Genomic DNA, 17203 nt, shown 5'->3' on the forward strand with positions numbered 1-17203 from the left:
GTGTGTTGTATAGAAATTTATTAGATTATATCGATTAAAATTCTATAGAATTTATTGACATGAATAGCAATGTAATATACGATGTATGTAGTGATGTATATTACTACAATAAAATAGTTAGGTAACGGCGCCTTGCATGCAGACTTTCTGTAAGCAAGGCGCTTTTTGTATGGAAAGGAGTTTCTTATGGTCAATATGATTGATACTGGTAACACAGCATGGGTATTGTTGTGTACTGCATTAGTATTCTTTATGACACCTGGTTTAGCGTTGTTTTATGGTGGAATGGCGCGTAGTAAAAATGTGCTAAGTACAATCATGCAGAGCTTCTTTTTGATTGGTGTCATTTCTGTTGAGTTTATTTTGGTAGGGTATACTTTGATTTTTGGTGATGATATATATGGTATCATCGGTGATTTTAGCAAGTTTGGTCTTGGTGGTGCAGAGACAACAGTGCTAATTAATACACATATTCCAGAGCTTGCCTTTGTAGCCTTCCAATGTATGTTTGCTGTTATTACACCAGCCATCATGAGTGGATCTATTACTGGGCGGATGCGTTTTTTACCATTTGTAATATTTGCTTTATTATGGTCTGTTTTTATATATAATCCGATGGCCCATTGGATTTGGGGTGGTGGATTCCTTAGTAATTTGGGCGCATTAGACTTCGCGGGCGGGCTTGCAATTCATGTATTGTCCGGTGTGTCTGGGTTGACTTTATGCATGTTGCTAGGTCGTCGCCGAGGCTATGGACGGATGCCTATGTTGCCTCACCATTTACCGATGACAATTCTCGGGGCCGCTATTCTATGGTTTGGTTGGTTTGGGTTTAATGCAGGATCTGCTCTTGGTGTAGGGTTCCTTGCAGCTAATGCAGTTTTGACTACGCAAATCTCTGCAGCTGTAGGGATTGTAGGATGGGTACTAGTAGAAATGTTGCATCGTGGTAAACCTACTGTGTTAGGATCTGCCTCTGGTGGTGTATCTGGACTTGTCGCAATTACACCAGCCGCAGGTTTTGTAACGCCTATGGCGGCCATTATTATTGGTTTTATAGGTGCAGTCGTGTGTTACCTAGCCGTAGCAATCATTAAAAACCGTATTGGTTACGATGATTCTCTTGATGCCTTTGGCATTCATGGTGTAGGTGGAACGTGGGGGGCTATTGCTACAGGTTTATGGGCTACGACTACGATTAATCCTGATGGGTCAAATGGCTTGTTCTATGGTGGTTTCTTGTTAGGGCCTCAATTACTTTCACTAGTGATTGCCTATGTGTTTGCCATTGTAGGTACATTTATACTATTTAAAATCGTCAGCGCTTTCATGGATATGCGCGTTAGCATTGGCTCTGAGTCACTAGGTATCGATATTAGTGAACATGGGGAAAGCGCTTATAATCAATCTGAATTTAAAAGCTCTGGTCGATTTATTTCGTCCAATCAAACGTCCTTATTATGAGTTACGATTATTAAATAGGAGTTAAGCATATGAAACGAATGAAAAAGGTAGATATAATCGCTCGTGCTGAGCAATTAGAAGATTTAAAAGAGGCTTTAAATAGAATTGGTGTTCAAGGCATGACGGTGTCACAAGTTTTTGGCTGTGGCTTACAAAAGGGGCATACTGAAGTATATCGGGGCCAACAATATGATGTGAACCTCATTCCTATGGTAAAAGTGGAAACCGTTGTGTGTGATGTGCCAGTTGATCTTGTAATGGACACAGCACGAAATACGTTACAAACTGGTGAAGTAGGGGACGGTAAAATTTTTGTATATGATGTAGAAGATGCAATGCGCATACGTACAGGTACAAGAGGAACCAAAGCCGTAACCGATGACGAAGCATAATATTTGAATACTTAAATAGACAAAAGAAGAGGTTGAGTCAAATTATAAATGCATCGTGATATAATAAGGCTATGAAACATTACATGCGTTCCTATTGGACAAAATATAAACAATTGTATAAGAAAGGTCTTAAAGGCATTGCTGCTTTTCTTGCCATAGGAGCCGTCGTTTTCTTTGTATTGGCCACTATTGCTAGTCGTGGAATGGGCGTTATTTTTAATGAGGTAATGGCTCGTCAGACTATGATGCGAGGGACCGTAACTGTTGAAAGTTTAAGTGCTACTCCGTGGGGCACCTTGTCCTTTACGAATTTGGTATGGACGGACCCGGATGGACGAAGGTTAATAACGGTTCCAGATGGTAAGATACGGGTTAATATGTGGGATGTGGTAACCCGTAACTTCAAGGCATCCGCTATTAATGGTATTGAATTAAACGATGCCATCATTGTTGTCGATTTGGACGAGAATAATCGGCTAGATTTTGTGCCTGCTTCGCCTGATGTGAATAAGCCTCTTAATGAGGTGGAGCCTCGTCCTAAGCCGCCTAAAAAGACAACTCAGGATCGGCAAGAGGAATTGGCCAAAAAGGTGCGTAATTTTAATTGGCAAGGGCAACACTTAGACCTTAAGATTAGGCTTAGAAATAGCCAATTAGAGGTGTTTAATAGAAATCGTCACTATGTGATGAAAGATGTAAATGCTCGGATTGATCTAGATAGCAATCGTGCTATACACATCGATATGGAGACGGGAAAATTTGGTGGCACTGCTATTGGGGATGGTCTCGTGTTAAAAGGCCGTGTAGACTTGAAAGATGTGCTAAAACATCGCATGCCACAACTAGACCTTCAATTTGATGTGCATGGTGTCGATCCATCATCCCTTGGGTTCGGTGAGAACATTCACGATGCCATGACCTTGCTTACAAAGGTAACCGGTGATTTTAATAGACCTTTTGCGAAAGGTCGCGTAACGATGCCTATATTGCGAATCCCTGCATTGACCTTTGATAATGTAGTAGGCGATGTGACATACCAAGATGGTATTTTGAATTTCTCTAATGTGAATGCCAATGTGTTCAACGGTAAACTAGAGGCGAAAGGTGTATATAATTTGGATACTCGTGCCTATACAATCACTGGCATAGCGAAGGACTTAGATAGCAGTATAGCCCTTAAAACGCCGGAGTTTCTCGTACCTGTATCAGCAAATTTGAACTTTAAAAGCGACGGTATGCCTCGCGATATGGAGGTATGGGGCAATTTCTGGTCCGGAGAAGGCCATTATATGCTCATACCAATTCAAAGCATTACGGGAAACTTTCACAATAAGGGGCGGCACCTGTCCTTTAGTGATGTAAAAGTAAATACAAAGGTCACTTCGATTTCTACAAATGCGTTGCGCATCGATGATGGACAGCTTACGATGGGGCCACTCAATATTACATCCCACGGGGGCAGCAATTTTATTCTCTATGATGAAGACTCATTTGATGAGATAGATGAGAATATGGACCAAATTAAAGAAGGCATGAAAGAGGCTAGTGAAAATAGTAAGCGTGCCTCGGAATCGGCCAAAGGTCTTAAGGATATCAAGATTCCTGACGATGTAAAAGGATCTATTAAAGACTTAAAGCGACAAATGGATTCTGTGAAAGATAGTGTTGAAAGTGTCAAAATTAATTGATAAATGAAGTGTAAATGATATTTATATGCTTTCATTGTGCGTTTAAATATATGGTTTATAATGACTTTCTGTTATCAGAATTTTTGATAATAATGCATTTCTTTTAGTACTTGCTATGGAGGTTTTTATGAAAGCATCTAAACAATTATCTATCGTTTTGGCAGCCACTGTTCTTGCATTCGGTGTAGCTACATTGGCGCCACAACAAGCGAACGCATCTTATGGCTATAAATATACTGACTCCCAACGCCCACCAGTATCCACTCCAACAGGTTATGTTAATCCAGCTATGGGTTCCACTGTAACAGTTACAGATCCTGCACCTGCTACTACTACAAACAAACTAGCAACACCTGTAACTAGTAATAAAAATGTAACTATTGAAAGCGTTAATACGACTAATGTAGCTCCTAAATATTCCGATTACAATGATATTGCAGCATACTCTGTAGCAGTGGCTGATTATTTCATGGCGAAGATTATGGCTCTATATGGTAATGGTAATACGTCACTTAACCGTTATGGTTTTGGTAAATAATTGATTTTGACATAGTCATTTTAGTTATATTTACAGAATAAAAAGGTCCCTTATGGACTGTACACCCTAAGATTAAATCTAATGGGGGCAGTTCATGAGGGACCTTTTGATGTATGAATATGGATTAGCGATCTAAGCCATTAGCACGTTGGTATTCAGATTTTTCTGTAGCGTCTGTATTTGTTGTAGTTACAGAGTCTTTAGCCGATGTTTTTTTGATTTTTATAAGCGGTTTTTCTGTCGCTTTTGGATCTTCTTTTTTCTTTACGTCATTTTGAGATGGTGGTAAGAAGGTGTTGAGTTCATTCTTATGAGGTACGTCTGTGTCTGTGGTCGACGCCAATTGTGCACGCTGAGGGGCGATGAAGATTTCATCCTTTGTAATTTTTACGTCGTTCAATAATAATTTGAACACTTGTGGTTTTACAAAGATGGTGCCGTCTACCTTGCGAGCTGCTGGTAGGAAGGATTCAGATGTATCAAGGTTGATAACCTTTAATTTGCCATGGCGGATAACATCAGCAGAGTCTGGTTGAATTGCCAATGTAGCGATGCTCATATCTACCAATGCCGTTTTAGTAGGTTCATCCCATGCTACTTTATAGCCCAATGCTTCAGATACTTGGCGCAATGCAACGAGCGGTTGGCCGTCTACATAGATTACGTTTTGCTGCCCGTTAATAGGCTCAAGTACCTTGCCATCTACATTAATGTGATATTGTGTTGTTACAGATGCAGGCTTCTCAAGGTTCATAGCTGGACCAGGACTTTCCATGCCGATAGCCGCTTGTGCAGGCTGTGCCATGCCGAATGTGAAAGCTAATGCGCCTACAGCGATACTAGATAAAATAAGCTGTTTTAATTTCATAAGGGACCTCCATAAGGTGTTATATCGTTTTGAATATATTAACGTTACCAAATATATATGAATATTTTATTATAAACTTAAATTTTATACAATTCATAGTGGTCGGTGCTTTTAAGAATCTTAGTAAAGTTGGGGAATATGATGTGTGGAATACATTTAGTTGAGGAAATAGTATTTAAGACAGGCTATTTATTTATTGCTTATATAGTTGCTGATGGTTTTGATATTTAATCTTGTTTTGTTAATATATTAATACATTAATATATTTTATATTTCTCCAGTATTGATTATATCTGTCCAAGAAAATGGGTGCAGATCAATATTACTCTACTGTTCAATAAAGTGTATCTTATTTTGAAGGTGTAAATTAATGTATAGTAAATTTTTTATCTACAGAGTTATTATATGTACCATTCCAATTATTCTTATGGATATAGCTCTTATTAGCGCAATGATAACTGGTGGATACGAAGGAAATCTAAAAGCAGCAATACTAGCGGGGCTAGCATTGCATATAGTTTTATATATGTTAAGTCGTAAACAAGTAAAGTTATTAATACAAGCATTTAAGCTAAATGGGTTTAAAGAGATTAATAATCTATTCAATATGAAATATGTTTTTCTAATCGTATTTTTTATGATATTAATAGCTATAAAACTTATGAGGTATTAAAAATAAAGTTTTTAGTTGTGTTGTGAAGTTATAGTTTTTATGGTGAGAGTAAATATATGTTTTTAAAAATTTATAATTATTTTGTGAGGGGTGTTATACTTTTCTTTCTTATAATTATCCCTTTTACTATTGTTACAAATCCTGAAATGATCGAGGATGAAGTCGATTTTTATTTTTTTGTTACTCTATATATTGTAATCCTTTTGAGCTATGTGATATGGACCTATATTTATAACTATTTAAGTCGTAAAAGGAGTTAGTATTTGTGCATATTCATTTACCCTTAGTTTTTGTAGTCATATTTTACTCGGTAATTGTTTTCTATTGGATCCTATATAAAATACTTTTAAGAAAAAAGCTTTCACCATTACTAGTATCTTTAATTGCTAATGCTAATTATAGTTTTATGAAAGTTATCTCTTGGACAACAATTATCACATACCCCTTTATGCTATTAAGTATGTTTTATTTTATGGATTATATAGCAGTGCCAATTGTTATGGCTTGGTTTTTACAACCAGTTTTAATTGCAGCTACACTATTCAGGCAGCCATCACACAGTCGTTATTATGATTGGGCTAGAAAGAAGCAGATGTATGTAGTCTGGATTGTATTCTTTTATTTCTTAGCGGTTCTAGGTATATTGAAATACTATAATTTTTTGTAGCGTTTAAGTTGTAAAGAAAAAGTATATTATAATGTGGTAGAGCCTCTTATGAAATACATTTTAGAAAATAAGAATTAGAATTTCTTATGCTATAATTAAGTATTACATGAATTATTTGATATGTTTAATTATAGAGTTACAGAGTTTATAGAAAGAGGTTTCTTATGGCATCCGGCAGATCTGAAAAAGAGTTACAAGGGGTAACGATGTTAGGTCACAAGACCGATTACCCTACTGATTATGCACCACAGGTGTTAGAGGCGTTTGATAACAAACACCCTGAGAATGATTACTTCGTTAAATTTAACTGTCCTGAGTTCACTAGCTTGTGCCCTATGACAGGTCAACCAGACTTTGCGACCATTTACATTTCTTATGTACCAGATAAAAAAATGGTAGAGTCCAAGTCTTTGAAATTATACCTATTTAGTTTCCGCAATCATGGGGACTTTCACGAGGACTGCATCAACATCATCATGAAAGACCTCATCAAGTTGATGGATCCCAAGTATATCGAGGTATGGGGCAAGTTTACGCCGCGCGGTGGTTTGTCCATCGATCCATACGCAAACTACGGCAAGCCTGGTACAGAGTGGGAAAAGACGGCAAAAGAGCGCCTTCATTTCCATGACATGCAGCCTGAGCGCGTAGCATACCGTTAATATGGCATACGAATATTTAACAATGGTCACATCGTTCATAATGTTTTTTATGGTCGGTGTGACCTTGTCTATACACCCTGCGTCCATTATGGTAGGGACGAATACCTATATAGAATCACAAGGCAAATGGACCTGCTGGAACGGCTATATTATCTTTGTGTTGATTCTATTTGTTATGGACCTGTTCCTAACCAATGCTGTATATCTAGGATTTTACGATCTATACGGCAACCTTATGAACATAGGCCATCTCGATGTTAACTGTATGGATATTTTCTTTAGTGAAAGTTTCCAAGTTGTCGTAGCTATCCTGTTTTTGCTTGTGGTATTCCAAGTTTTGGGGCTTGTTGATGTCGCCCATGGTGAAAGAAATCTATCCTTTTACTACAGCCAATTAGAGGAAGGCAAAGAGCAGCCATCTTGGATGGAGCGATACCTAGAAGCTGAGAAGGGCTCGCTAGGAGCAAGTATAATAGGGCTCCTATACATGCTCTGGATGACCAAGCGGAGCATGTGGACATATATTATCTGCGTTGTATGGTTCAAGGTGTTAGCTATGCTAGTGAATGTACTGGTTTCACCCCTTATCAACCGCATTATGCATGAAAATAATGAGTTGTCTACGCATGTACTGCTAGATCCGTATGTTATTTCCTATGTAGTAGCAGGCTTCCTGTGGGGCCATGTAGCGTTGCATCATGATCTTAGTAAAATATCTGGTTTGGCCAAGAGCGTTGTTATATCCTTAGTTCCTCGCATTGCTGTCCTTGTGGGGGCCGTTCTCTTTATTGGATTGGCCCTAGCCATTATATTGGTGCCTATCACTTGGGATGTCGTGGTGAACGTGCTTACAAGTAAATAGATGAACCTAGTTATTTCCTGCGTTTTTGGGGCTTTAAAAGCTATTCTCATTCTCTTGACAATGAATTGATTCAGGTGTTAGAGTATGGTTGTATTAATCGGAATACATAAACGTTTATACCCAGTGTATAGTGAGTAACAAGGTGAAATACATATCGTCCTTGGGATATTCCTGAGGACGATTTTTATCATCTGTCACTAGAGGGAGGATCAGATGAGCATAGTAACAAATCAAACTACAGAACTTATCGGTAAAACGCCGGTATACCAATTACCGAATACAAATATTTATGTAAAACTTGAAAAATATAATGTAGGCGGTTCTGTGAAAGACCGTGCTGTACTTGGCATGTTGCAAGATGCTAAGGAAAAAGGACGCCTTCATGAGGATAGCATCATCGTCGAGGCTACCAGTGGCAATACAGGTATTGCTCTTGCCATGGTGGGCGCTATCTTACATATTAAAACTGTAATTATTATGCCTGAAAGCATGAGTAAAGAACGTCGTGAACTTATTAAGGCCTATGGTGCACAGCTCATCTTAACGCCTAAAGAAACAGGCATGAAGGGCGCTCTTGAACGAGCCAATGAAATCTTAGAAAAATATCCTAATGCTTTTACCTTGGGCCAATTTGTAAACCCTGCGAACCCAGATATGCATTACCGAACTACGGGCGCTGAAATCGTAGAACAAGTGCCGAATGTAGACGTATTTGTGGCAGGCATCGGTACAGGTGGTACTTTCACAGGTGTTACTAAACGATTGAAAGAACATAATCCAAATCTAAAAGCTATCGCTGTGGAACCAACTGGATCTCCAGCCATTACAGAGGGTAAGGGTGGTCCTCACAAAATTCAAGGGATTGGTGCAGGCTTTATTCCAGAGAACTTCGACCAAAGCTTGATGGACGGCGTACAAACTGTAAGCGATGAAGAAGCCTTTAGCGAGGTACAAACCTTCATGCGTGAAAGTGGTATTTCCATCGGGCTTTCAGCGGGGGCAGCCATCGTAGTGGCTAAGCGTATTGCTCGAGATATGCCAAATGCAAATATCGTCGTTATTGCGCCAGATGGGGTGGAAAAATACTTATCCCTATTGGACTTTGCAAATAATGAATACGTAAAGTAGCAGATTTCGGATAGATAAAATATCTTATGTATAGGAATACAGACCACATATGTTGTATACTATATATTATATATGAGTAGAGTTATTTGAGATGGAGTCACTATGATACAAGGTTTGCGCGAATTATGGGGCAAAATTCAATATAATATTAAGCGCGTAATGGATTCTGACCCAGCTGCAACAAGCGTTTTGATGGTCATTTGGACGTATCCTCATATTACGGCCTTATTCTGGCACTTCTTTGCGCACCGCCTCTATAAGGCGGGGTGGCCAACCTTGGCTCGTCGTGTGGCACTACATTCTCGACACGTAACGGGCATTGAAATCCATCCAGGCGCAACGATCGGCCGTGGCCTATTTATTGACCATGGTATGGGCGTTGTTATTGGTGAAACCGCCATCGTAGGTGATAATGTAACCTTATTCCATCAAGTAACATTAGGTGGTATGTCTTCTAAAAAGGTAAAACGCCATCCTACCATCGAAGACGAAGTACTCATCGGTACAGGCACAAAAATCTTAGGGGATATTACTATCGGGGCGCGCACAAAAATTGGTTGTAATCTCGTTATTAAACATGATATCCCTAAAGACATGGTTATCTTTGAAACGGATCCAGAAAATATGTATGTCCGTAAACCTCGTCGAACCAATAAGGGTGAGGTTGAGGAAAAGAAAATTCCTGATGATTACATCGAATACTATATTTAATGTAGGACTATAAAATACTATACAAGAATATAATATAGGCTGAAATGAACCTCTAACTATTAGGTAACTAGTAGTTAGAGGTTTTTTGAGTTCATCGAATCTATGTTGAAATAATACGATTGACAATGCCTTATTGGGTATGATATGATTACCCAGTAAAGCATGGAGGATTACTCAAGAGGCTGAAGAGGACGGTTTGCTAAATCGTTAGGGCGGGTTACCGTCGCTAGGGTTCGAATCCCTAATCCTCCGCCATGTAAAGACCTTACATCATCCGGTGTAAGGTCTTTTTGTTTCTTGTGGTTTAATTTTATGGGCCCTGTTATTGCAAGGATTCAGGTGAATCTAGGGTCTAATAGTTAGTGTTTTACACAGGTGTGTAAGGGTATAGAGTTGACGTATCACAAGGGGACTCATATAATAGATTGTATAAAATGTAATTTTAAGGAGACTCTTATGAATACAAAATATACACGTCAAATGAATGTTATTCGTCGCGCATTAGGGATTGGTGCATTGTGCCTCGTTGCGTCTGTAGGTTATAGCCATGCTGAAAGTATTGCCATTCCAAGCGCACGTCCTATGATTGATGGTATCGGTGCTGATGTAGAGACAATTAGTAGCTCTAGCAAAGCACAACATCATGTAAGTTCAGACGTGGTAACGCCGAATGATTGGACATATACGGCACTGCAAACACTTATCAAACATGGTGCTATTACAGATACACATGGTTTTGTCTTTGATGGTAATACAAGCTATACAAAAGATGAGCTCATGCCTCTTATCGATGAGGTGGTTACAAAACGTGAGCAAATGAACGACAATGATCGTCAATATGCGTTGCGTATTTACCAAGAAAACATGCGTGATGTAATGGATTATCGCATTGCTCGCGATAAGAAAGTTACCGAAGAGCGCCGCCAAAAATTAGACGCAAAACGTGCTGAAAAGGCTAAGAAATCTGGCAAGACGTACCAAGTGTCTCAAGAACAACAAGCAGCTCTTGATAAAGCTAATGATGACGTAGCAAAACCAGAAGAGCGTGCTTTAACAGACGAGCAAATCAAAGAAAAAATGAAGAAATTTAAAATTGATGACTCTCGCGTTAAGGTGAATAACGAAGTACGCATTCGTTACGCTGGTTCCAAGGATAAGAAGTCCAAAACAGATGCGCGCATGCAAACGGAGATGACCTTTACTCTATAACCCTTAATAAGGAGTTATAATGATTGACTTTTTAAAGAAACAGTTGTTTACGGTCCATCAAAACGGTAAGCAACAGGTAAGCGAGGCTTTTAAATTTATAGGGCCTGGCATTATCGTAACGGTCGGCTTTATCGACCCTGGCAACTGGGCAGCAAATCTAGCGGCTGGTGCCAGTTTTGGTTACGAACTTTTATGGGTAGTAACACTATCTACGATTATGCTCATTTTATTGCAGCATAATGTGGCTCATTTAGGCATTGTACGCGGTCAATGCTTATCAGAATGTGCTTATGAATTTTTACCGCGCTACGTGTCTCGCTTTGTACTTAGTACGGCAGGCATTGCAGCAGCAGCCACAGCGTTAGCTGAGTTTATCGGTGCCGCCATCGCTCTAAAAATGCTCTTTGGCATTCCTATCTTGATAGGCAGTATTCTGACCGCTGTTATTTGTACGGTTATGCTCATTACTAACTCCTATCGCAAGCTAGAGAGAATTATAGCCGGCTTTGTATCTCTCATTGCGTTGGCGTATCTCGTTGAGGTCAATATGGTTAATGTAGATTGGGCCGCCGCTGGAATTGGTTGGGTGAATCCGAAGATACCAAACGAGTCGATGCTCGTTATTTTGAGTATTTTAGGGGCTGTTATTATGCCTCACAACTTGTTCTTACATTCTGAAATCATCCAAAGTCGCCAGTTCAATACGCAGGATCCGACTATTATGAAACGCCAATTGCGCTACGAGTTTCTTGATACATTGTTCTCCATGGGTATTGGTTGGATGATTAACTCCGCTATGATTCTATTAGCAGCGGCTGTATTCTTCGCTCATGGCATCGAGGTTACGGAACTTGAACAAGCTGAGGCATTATTGAGACCTCTCATCGGTCCCGCAGCTGGTACTATCTTCGCGATAGCTTTGCTCTTTGCAGGCTTTGCATCATCGGCTACGGCAGGCATGGCAGGAGCGAGTATCTTTGCAGGTATGTTTGGTGAGTCTTACGATATGAAAGACTTCCATACTCGTTTAGGCTTGGCGTTAACCTACATTCCAGCATTGTTGCTGATTGTATTCGTTACTGACTCATTCCAAGCACTGTTGATTTCTCAAATGTTTTTGAGCTTGCAATTGCCGATTACTATCTTCTTGCAGCTCTTCATGACAAGTAGCCGCAAGGTGATGGGGGAATATGCGAACCGCACATTTACAAATGTGCTCTTATGGGGCATCGGTATCATCGTTACAGTTATGAATATTTACTTATTAATTGTGGGGTAAAGGGACCGCTTTGGCGGTCCTTTTCTATTTAGTCCTTTTTCCATTTATGTATCTATTATGTAAAAAGCGTATCTTAGAATACCCAAGAGGGGTATAAAGTATGGTACAATTAAGGGTAGTGTAATATCTGTTAGATTATATCTAGCAGTGTGATATATGGAAATTAGGAGGACCTAATGGCAAAGGAAGTTAAATTACAAGATGCAATGCAATCTGATTTTACTGCTGTAGTAAGCGACATTGCAGAGGAATTATTGGCACGCCTTAATATTGACGAGGACGGTTCTGTTATCGACATGTTCCAAACTGGTTCCTTTGATCCTTGGCAATTATTCGTATTCTTCGGTGCTTTAGAAAAAGCCCTCGTTGAGTACAGAACGGATAAGCGGAAGAAAACGGTTATCGTTCATGCACAACCAGAAGCTCTTCTTGGTATTGGCCACGTAGTAACACCTGTATCTACTATGCTTGAGCACGTGTTGATGTCTCGTTTGCACGACATGAGTGAAGGTCGATTAGAAACCGGTATACTTACTGTATCTGCGAAAAGCATCGATTACGAAGGTGTAAATCTTAAAGGTCGTCACGTAGTGATCGTATGTGATCTTGTGGACGAAGGTTCTGACTACCTCAAAGAATGCATTAAATTATGTAAAGAACTGAAAGCGAGCCACGTTGTGGCCGTACCTCTCATGTTGTGGAATCCGGAGTTGATTGACAATTTGACAGAGGAAACTATCAAGGCGGAATTATCCCATGAAAATCGTCCTCTCTCCTAGTAAGACAAAAACAATTACGAATGCTGCTAATAGCGATGGGTCAGTCAATCTTGCAGTTCGAGATGGACAATTTCAGCACTGCATCACAGGTGAAATCATAAAACATGTCCAAAGTCTCGATGTGACGGCTCTTGGTAAAGCTTTAAAACTAAAGGACGATAAGGCACAAGCGGTCTTTGAGTTTTATCAAGCTTTTGAGTCCCATCCAGTAGGTATCGCTTGTGAAAGCTACGATGGCATTGCTTTCAAATATTTAGACTGGCAGAACTTGTCTGATGAGGCCAAGGCCTTTGGTGAAAGCCACCTCGTTGTGATGTCTGCGTTGTACGGCGTCGTAGAGCCTACGATGGGCGTCCGCGATTATCGGCTCGATATGGTTGATAAGGTAGGTATTAATTTATACGATACGTGGCGGGAAGCTGTGGATGCATACTTTCACCAAGAAGATTGGATTTTAAATCTAGCGTCTAAAGAATATGCCAAAATGGTGAATCATCCAAAGGTGGTAACCGTTGAATTTTGGGAATTACGAGGCGATGCGTTTAAACAGATGAGTACATCCTCGAAAATGAGTCGCGGTGTGATGGCTCACGAATGTTTAACAAGACAAGTGAAACATGTGTGTGATTTGCCGCGCGAAGTTAATGGATTTACCTGTGTTACTGACATTGAATCCATTACCATACCAAGCGAATCGATGACGGTTCGTTATGAAAGGAAGTGATTATTTGCAAGTGCAAGACATTCTTGCGAAAGACCTCGTCGGCGATGAATGGTTGACCGAGGAAGAACTGAGATTTCTCATGTCTGTAACTGATGAAGAACAGTTGCAGTTAATATATAACAAGGCTTACGAAGTGAAAGCGAAATATGTAAAGCCTGTAGCGTATTATCGTGGCCTCATCGAGTTCTCGAACCGATGCATCAAAAACTGTAATTACTGCGGTATCCGTCGTGAAAATGATAAGACGGAACGCTTTGATATGAATCGTGAAGATATCATCAAGATGGCTCAATGGGCGTATGACCATGAATATGGTTCTATTACACTCCAATCTGGTGAACGCTGTGACGATATGTTCGTCGATTATGTGGTAGATCTCATTCGCGATATTAAGGCCATCGGCGATGGCTCTCTAGGCATTACGATGTGCGTAGGAGAACAAAGCGAAGAGGCGTACCGCCGCATGCGTGAAGCTGGTGCGAGCCGCTACCTATTGCGTATTGAAACTACAAATAAAGAACTATATCACAAAATTCATCCTCAAGATGAATTACACTCCTTTGAAACGCGCGTTGAATGTTTGCGTCGTTTGCGCCGCGTAGGCTTCCAAGTAGGTACGGGCGTTATGATTGGTTTACCAGGTCAAACTGAGGAAGACCTTGTAAATGATATCTTGTTCTATCGCGACATGGATATCGACATGATTGGTATGGGACCTTATGTAGTACATCACGATACGCCGCTAGGCCAAGAGGCTCTAGCGATGGGCATCGATGATGAAGCAGGCAAGCTCCACCGCGTTCAACTAGGCCTTAAGATGATTGCCTTGACTCGCTTATTCTTGAAAGACGTAAACATTGCGGCTACAACGGCTCTACAAGCGCTTGATAAACTGGGCCGTGAAAAAGGCCTTGCAGCAGGCGCAAATATTTTGATGCCTATCATTACGATTCCTGAACACCGGGCAAAATACCTGCTATACGATAACAAACCTTGCGTAGATGATAATGCAGATAAATGTAAAGACTGCTTAACGCGTCGCGTAATGTCTATCGGTGATACCGTTGGCTGGAAGCAAAATGGTGACTCCAAACACTACGGTAAGCGGACGGGGAAATTTTAGCTTTATAGAGTCCTCTTTTTTCGAGAAATTTTTTCGGAAAAAGAGGACTTTTCTATTATGGTGTCGAAATGTATTAGCAAAAGCCGTAATTTGCCAATAAGGAGGCGATTCCGATGAAAGAGTACAGTAGTGATAAAATTAGAAACGTTGCTGTTGTTTCCCACGATGGTGCAGGTAAAACAGCTCTTGTTGAATCCTTGTTGTTAACCTCTGGTGCGGTTGATTTCGTAGGTAAAGGTCAAGATAATAAACATATTATGGACTTTGAACCGGAAGAAATTAAACGTAACGTAACTATCCAGTTGGGCATGGCTCCATGTGAGTGGCATGACCATAAGGTTAATTTCGTAGACACTCCAGGTTACAATGAATTCCATGGCGAAGTTCGTGCCGCTTTGCGTGCGTGTGATGGTATGTTGATGGTACTATCTGCCACATCTGGTGTAGAAACTGACACAGTTCGCGCATGGGATTATGCAGTTGAATTACAAATGCCACGCATGGCATTTATCAATAAAATGGATGTAGATGGTGCCGATTTCTTCGGTACTATTGAAAGAATGCGGGAATTATTTGGCAAAGGCATCATGCCGTTGCAGATTCCTATCGGTGAAGGCGCCAACTTTGAAGGCGTCGTAGACGTAGCTAAAATGACTGCGTTTACTTATAAGGACGGCCAACCAACTGAAATCGCTGTACCAGCTCACCTTATGGAAAAGGCTCAAGAAATTCGGGAATTAACCGTAGAAGCCGCGGCTGAAGGTAGCGATGAATTGTTGGAAAAATATTTAGAAGGCGAAGAATTATCCTTAGATGAAATTCGCCAAGGCTTGCGTGAAGGTATGATTAGTGGCCGTGTGTGCCCAATCATGTGTGGTAGTGCCACATCTCGTATTGGCTTAGATCAAGTATTGGATCGTATGATCCGTTACATGCCAGATGCAACTAAAAAGGTTATGACCGCAACTGATGCAGAAACTGGCGAACAACGGGCAATACATGTAGATAAACCATTAACTGCATTCGTATTCAAAACGTTGTTAGACCCATTCGCAGGCAAACAAAGCTTTGTACGTATCTTCTCTGGTGAACTCAAAGAAGGCGATCGCCTCTTTGATGTAAATCAAGGGGTAGAAGAAAAATGGGGCAAGATGGTTACCCTTATCGGGAAGCAACAAATCCCTGTATCTTCTGCTAAAGCTGGCGATATCGTAGTGATACCGAAATTGGCTAATGCTAAGACTGGAGATACATTAACTGCTCCTGACTTTAAAGTAACATACGATGCTATCCGCTTCCCTCAACCTCTATACACAGTGGCATTGGAACCTGTGAAAAAAGGTGAGGAGGAAAAATTAGCTGGTGCTGTTCTAAAAGTTGCAGAAGAAGATCCTACTTGTGTGGTAGTGAAAAATGCTGAGGCCCGCCAATTACAAATCGATTGTATGGGCGAGGTTCATCTCGAGCATATTCTCAATAAAATGGACCGCAAATACGGCGTACAAGCTAAACTTGTGACTCCATACATTCCATACCGCGAAACTATCAAAGGCTCCGCTGAAACCGAGTCTAAATATAAAAAACAAAGTGGCGGTCATGGTCAATATGGTCACGTTAAGATTCAAGTGGACCCATTATACGATGGAAGCGAATTTGCATTCGTAGACAAAATCTTTGGTGGTGCTGTACCTAAACAATACATACCAGCAGTGGAAAAGGGTGCCAAAGAAACCCTAGATAAAGGCTTAATTGCGGGATATCCTATGATTGGCGTGCAAGTGACACTCTTGGATGGATCTTACCATAGTGTAGACTCCTCAGAGTTAGCATTTAAAGTAGCTACGTCACAGGCTATCAAGGATGTAATTCCTAAGGCGAAACCAGTCCTATTAGAACCAATCTATGAAGTTAACGTGTTTGCACCAGATGCTTTCATGGGCGACATCATGGGTGATTTAAATAGCCGTCGAGGTCGTGTATTAGGCATGGAACAAAGTGAAAGAACAGGTATTTCTGTTGTTAAAGCGCAAGTACCATTGGCTGAAATGGCCGATTATGTGACTGCATTGCGCTCCATCACTCAAGGACAAGGCGTATTTAATCGTCAGTTCTATACTTATGAAGAGGTTCCACATAAGCAAGCGGAAGAAATTATCGCTGCTCATAAAACTCAAGAATAATGTAAGACCATGTCCACATACTGTATGTAATACAGTTAGAATCACTACAACTGAATAGACAATTGCATAATGAACAATTTCATAACATAACAATTGACGAAAGTCATAAATCTGAATAGTATTTTACATTAGCCCTCCATATATGTAGCGTATGGAGGGCTTTTACTAGTTCTTTGTGTACATATGTGCTAACATAGAGAGTAAATATAATGACAACCGTAAGCTTACAATATAAATATGTATTTACTATATAAAT

The 17203-nt window shown here is 40.2% G+C and carries 15 protein-coding genes and 1 tRNA gene; 15 read left to right on the forward strand and 1 reads right to left on the reverse strand.

Annotated features, from left to right (window positions below; translation table 11 throughout):
- Positions 1 to 186 precede the first annotated feature (186 nt).
- The 4 genes from RWZ05_RS03785 to RWZ05_RS03800 all read left to right on the forward strand — a co-directional run bounded on the left by RWZ05_RS03785 (position 187) and on the right by RWZ05_RS03800 (position 4082).
- On the forward strand, positions 187 to 1464 hold the full coding sequence (locus tag RWZ05_RS03785) for an ammonium transporter (RefSeq protein ID WP_314642260.1): 1278 nt from the start codon (positions 187 to 189) through the stop codon (positions 1462 to 1464).
- A 29-nt stretch (positions 1465 to 1493) separates the two neighbouring features.
- Positions 1494 to 1856 (forward strand): P-II family nitrogen regulator, encoded by a 363-nt coding sequence (locus RWZ05_RS03790; RefSeq protein ID WP_295868309.1) that lies wholly within the window; start codon positions 1494 to 1496, stop codon positions 1854 to 1856.
- Between the two features lie 71 nt (positions 1857 to 1927).
- Positions 1928 to 3544 (forward strand): membrane biogenesis protein AsmA, encoded by a 1617-nt coding sequence (locus RWZ05_RS03795; RefSeq protein WP_314642261.1) that lies wholly within the window; start codon positions 1928 to 1930, stop codon positions 3542 to 3544.
- Positions 3545 to 3671: 127 nt separating this feature from the next.
- Positions 3672 to 4082, forward strand: a complete 411-nt coding sequence (locus tag RWZ05_RS03800; RefSeq protein ID WP_314642262.1) for a hypothetical protein — start codon at positions 3672 to 3674, stop codon at positions 4080 to 4082.
- A 124-nt stretch (positions 4083 to 4206) separates the two neighbouring features.
- Here the strand turns inward: RWZ05_RS03800 and RWZ05_RS03805 are convergent, their stop codons facing one another.
- Positions 4207 to 4950 (reverse strand): copper amine oxidase N-terminal domain-containing protein, encoded by a 744-nt coding sequence (locus RWZ05_RS03805; RefSeq protein ID WP_314642266.1) that lies wholly within the window; start codon positions 4948 to 4950, stop codon positions 4207 to 4209.
- 1504 nt (positions 4951 to 6454) lie between these two features.
- Here RWZ05_RS03805 and queF point away from each other — a divergent pair.
- The 11 genes from queF (at position 6455) to fusA (ending at position 16947) form a co-directional block, all read left to right on the forward strand.
- Positions 6455 to 6952: a preQ(1) synthase gene (queF, locus tag RWZ05_RS03810; protein WP_314642267.1), complete on the forward strand. Its 498-nt coding sequence runs from the start codon at positions 6455 to 6457 to the stop codon at positions 6950 to 6952.
- Between the two features lie 49 nt (positions 6953 to 7001).
- Complete coding sequence (locus tag RWZ05_RS03815) at positions 7002 to 7814, forward strand: hypothetical protein (RefSeq protein ID WP_314642268.1); 813 nt, start codon at positions 7002 to 7004, stop codon at positions 7812 to 7814.
- Between the two features lie 213 nt (positions 7815 to 8027).
- The gene (gene cysK, locus RWZ05_RS03820) at positions 8028 to 8942 is read left to right on the forward strand and encodes a cysteine synthase A (protein ID WP_314642270.1); all 915 of its coding nucleotides are present in this window, start codon (positions 8028 to 8030) and stop codon (positions 8940 to 8942) included.
- 102 nt (positions 8943 to 9044) lie between these two features.
- Positions 9045 to 9653 carry a serine O-acetyltransferase EpsC gene (gene epsC / locus RWZ05_RS03825; RefSeq protein WP_314642271.1) on the forward strand — a complete coding sequence of 203 codons (609 nt, stop codon included), beginning with the start codon at positions 9045 to 9047 and terminating at the stop codon, positions 9651 to 9653.
- A 164-nt stretch (positions 9654 to 9817) separates the two neighbouring features.
- A tRNA-Ser gene (locus tag RWZ05_RS03830) sits at positions 9818 to 9908 on the forward strand.
- Between the two features lie 201 nt (positions 9909 to 10109).
- Entirely contained in the window at positions 10110 to 10862 is a 753-nt protein-coding gene (locus tag RWZ05_RS03835; RefSeq protein WP_314642272.1) for a hypothetical protein, read from the forward strand.
- A gap of 19 nt (positions 10863 to 10881) precedes the next feature.
- Positions 10882 to 12141 carry an Nramp family divalent metal transporter gene (locus tag RWZ05_RS03840; RefSeq protein WP_314642273.1) on the forward strand — a complete coding sequence of 420 codons (1260 nt, stop codon included), beginning with the start codon at positions 10882 to 10884 and terminating at the stop codon, positions 12139 to 12141.
- 176 nt (positions 12142 to 12317) lie between these two features.
- Positions 12318 to 12920, forward strand: coding sequence for a hypothetical protein (locus RWZ05_RS03845; RefSeq protein ID WP_314642274.1), 603 nt, complete (start codon positions 12318 to 12320; stop codon positions 12918 to 12920).
- Entirely contained in the window at positions 12898 to 13644 is a 747-nt protein-coding gene (locus tag RWZ05_RS03850; RefSeq protein WP_314642275.1) for a YaaA family protein, read from the forward strand. The genes RWZ05_RS03845 and RWZ05_RS03850 overlap by 23 nt, the downstream gene beginning before the upstream one ends.
- Positions 13631 to 14767: a [FeFe] hydrogenase H-cluster radical SAM maturase HydE gene (gene hydE / locus RWZ05_RS03855; protein WP_314642276.1), complete on the forward strand. Its 1137-nt coding sequence runs from the start codon at positions 13631 to 13633 to the stop codon at positions 14765 to 14767. Before RWZ05_RS03850 ends, hydE begins: the two co-directional genes overlap by 14 nt.
- A gap of 113 nt (positions 14768 to 14880) precedes the next feature.
- A complete protein-coding gene (gene fusA, locus RWZ05_RS03860; protein WP_314642279.1) occupies positions 14881 to 16947 on the forward strand; it encodes an elongation factor G in 2067 nt (688 codons plus the stop codon).
- Positions 16948 to 17203 lie beyond the last annotated feature (256 nt).

The sequence above is a fragment of the uncultured Veillonella sp. genome (assembly GCF_963543145.1).
In the GTDB taxonomy this organism is placed as follows: Bacteria; Bacillota; Negativicutes; order Veillonellales; family Veillonellaceae; genus Veillonella.

Coding starts and splice junctions, on each gene's coding strand:
- RWZ05_RS03815 (WP_314642268.1), top strand. CDS start 7,002: ATGGTCGGTGTGACCTTGTCTATACACCCTGCGTCCATTATGGTAGGG.
- queF (WP_314642267.1), top strand. CDS start 6,455: ATGGCATCCGGCAGATCTGAAAAAGAGTTACAAGGGGTAACGATGTTA.
- RWZ05_RS03850 (WP_314642275.1), top strand. CDS start 12,898: ATGAAAATCGTCCTCTCTCCTAGTAAGACAAAAACAATTACGAATGCT.
- RWZ05_RS03845 (WP_314642274.1), top strand. CDS start 12,318: ATGGCAAAGGAAGTTAAATTACAAGATGCAATGCAATCTGATTTTACT.
- RWZ05_RS03835 (WP_314642272.1), top strand. CDS start 10,110: ATGAATACAAAATATACACGTCAAATGAATGTTATTCGTCGCGCATTA.
- epsC (WP_314642271.1), top strand. CDS start 9,045: ATGATACAAGGTTTGCGCGAATTATGGGGCAAAATTCAATATAATATT.
- RWZ05_RS03800 (WP_314642262.1), top strand. CDS start 3,672: ATGAAAGCATCTAAACAATTATCTATCGTTTTGGCAGCCACTGTTCTT.
- fusA (WP_314642279.1), top strand. CDS start 14,881: ATGAAAGAGTACAGTAGTGATAAAATTAGAAACGTTGCTGTTGTTTCC.
- RWZ05_RS03805 (WP_314642266.1), bottom strand. CDS start 4,950: ATGAAATTAAAACAGCTTATTTTATCTAGTATCGCTGTAGGCGCATTA.
- RWZ05_RS03785 (WP_314642260.1), top strand. CDS start 187: ATGGTCAATATGATTGATACTGGTAACACAGCATGGGTATTGTTGTGT.
- RWZ05_RS03840 (WP_314642273.1), top strand. CDS start 10,882: ATGATTGACTTTTTAAAGAAACAGTTGTTTACGGTCCATCAAAACGGT.
- RWZ05_RS03790 (WP_295868309.1), top strand. CDS start 1,494: ATGAAACGAATGAAAAAGGTAGATATAATCGCTCGTGCTGAGCAATTA.
- RWZ05_RS03795 (WP_314642261.1), top strand. CDS start 1,928: ATGAAACATTACATGCGTTCCTATTGGACAAAATATAAACAATTGTAT.
- cysK (WP_314642270.1), top strand. CDS start 8,028: ATGAGCATAGTAACAAATCAAACTACAGAACTTATCGGTAAAACGCCG.
- hydE (WP_314642276.1), top strand. CDS start 13,631: ATGAAAGGAAGTGATTATTTGCAAGTGCAAGACATTCTTGCGAAAGAC.